2 protein-coding genes are annotated in these 1696 nt (G+C 61.7%); one reads left to right on the forward strand and one right to left on the reverse strand.

The features are described from left to right. Nucleotides 1–191: 191 nt before the first annotated feature. Nucleotides 192–986, reverse strand: coding sequence for a hypothetical protein (locus ACZYOF_RS43605; protein ID WP_463719568.1), 795 nt, complete (start codon nucleotides 984–986; stop codon nucleotides 192–194). 253 nt (nucleotides 987–1239) lie between these two features. Between ACZYOF_RS43605 and ACZYOF_RS43610 the strand changes: the two genes are divergently transcribed. After that, complete coding sequence (locus ACZYOF_RS43610) at nucleotides 1240–1494, forward strand: PepSY domain-containing protein (protein WP_282531461.1); 255 nt, start codon at nucleotides 1240–1242, stop codon at nucleotides 1492–1494. Nucleotides 1495–1696 lie beyond the last annotated feature (202 nt).

Here is a 1696-nt window from a genome sequence, read left to right on the forward strand (position 1 = left end):
CTCGCGCATCCCATCTTGGCCAGCGATCATCCGATCGCATCAAACAGGCCGGACATATGGATGCAAGCGATCCGATCACCTCAAAAGCTCTTGTGCCACGGGGGCCGTCCACATATGGGTCCCCGCTTTCGCGCTCCTTCGCGGGGACGACAGTCGTAGGCTGGGCAGGGTCTATTTTCTAAGGAAAGGTCTCATCTCGTGAGGGAGCTCGCATCGTTTGCGAACGTCCTGATCAGCTCGCTGAGGTCATCGTCTGCCGATGTGATCCTGTCGTTTCGATGTTCCGGATTTGGCTCGATACGAATCTCGGGGGCGCTCTGGATGCGCGGGGCGATGGCGGCTGCCCTGGTGCTGCGGACATCGTTCGCCGCGGGCGGCACCACCGCCACCTTCGGCGCGTGGATTTTCGGTAGGCTGCGGCCCGGCTCGATCCGCGCGGGCGGTGACTTCGGCTCCTGATTTGCATCGACCGATGGCTCATGCACTTCGGGCTGTGCCGCCGGCGCGGATTCCTTTCGTGCGGCTTTCGCGATGATTTCGTTGACGATCGCGCCGAGGCGGCCCTTGTCGGGCTGGGCGAGATAGCTATTGGCGAATTCATCGACATGGTGCTGGCCGTAGTCGGACAGCACCGCGGCCAGTCGCGCCAGGTCGGGATCGCTCTCGACCAGGCGGCGCCACACTTCCTTGTCGTAAGCGGAGGCGTCGGCGCTCGAGGTCGTTTGCGGTGCCGGCAAGGGTGGAGGTTCCGCAGTGATCGGAACATTTTCCGCGTGGGCCGGAGGCAGTTCGGCAAGTGCGGTAGCTGGCTCTGGACGCGCATCGAGGGCGGCGGACTCCGCCTTCTCCGCCTTTCGCCGCTTCCGCTCGGCGACCTGTAGCGACACCAGGCCAATGCCCATCAACAGAAAGCCGAGAGCGGCCCAGGCCGCCGTGAGGCACAGGACGAATCCTGCGAGCAGCAAAACCCAACCAGCAATACGCATGGCACGCCTTTCTTCCGGCAACAATTTGGCGCGGTCGGGCGGATTTGGCAAATCGACAAGCTTTGTCCTTAAAGCAAACGAATCCGTGATCGAAGCAACCCGCGCCGCGAGGAAACCGTCCCATTGTCGCCAATTGGCAGCCAACAAGCGGTCGCAACCGCTGCTGATCACCCAGTTTCGCTGTGAAATGGGAACCAATACGCCTCGAGGGCTGTTGGTGCCTGCCGTAACGAACCTTCACCAGGAGTGGCCCATGCGAAAATTCATCCTCCCGATGGTTGCGGTTATGACCCTTGGGATTGCGACACAGGCCAAGGCTTATGATTCTGGCGATCTCATATCGATGCAGAGAGCACTGGCGATCGCGACCGATCTCGGTCTCGTAGCGGTGTCTCACACTGAATTTGCCGGCTATGAATGGCAAATCGAGGGGCGGGATATCGAAGGCCGGTACATGGAAGTTGATGTCGACGCCCGCACCGGTGAAGTACTCAACGTCGACCGATAAACCTGCGAGGTGCTGCTTCATGCGCCCTCGCCCCTTGTGGGAGAGGGCTACTCCGGCGTCGGCACGAACGCGCTTGGGTGAGGGGTCTCTCTCCACGCGCACCGTGCCCGCGGCGACGACCCCTTGTATCTGCACGGGCATGATTTGTGCGATGGAAGCGATTTAGCGTCTTGGCCGGTGGCCACCGGCCAAGACGCGTGGC

Source organism: Bradyrhizobium sp. LeoA1Lang (assembly GCF_055413685.1).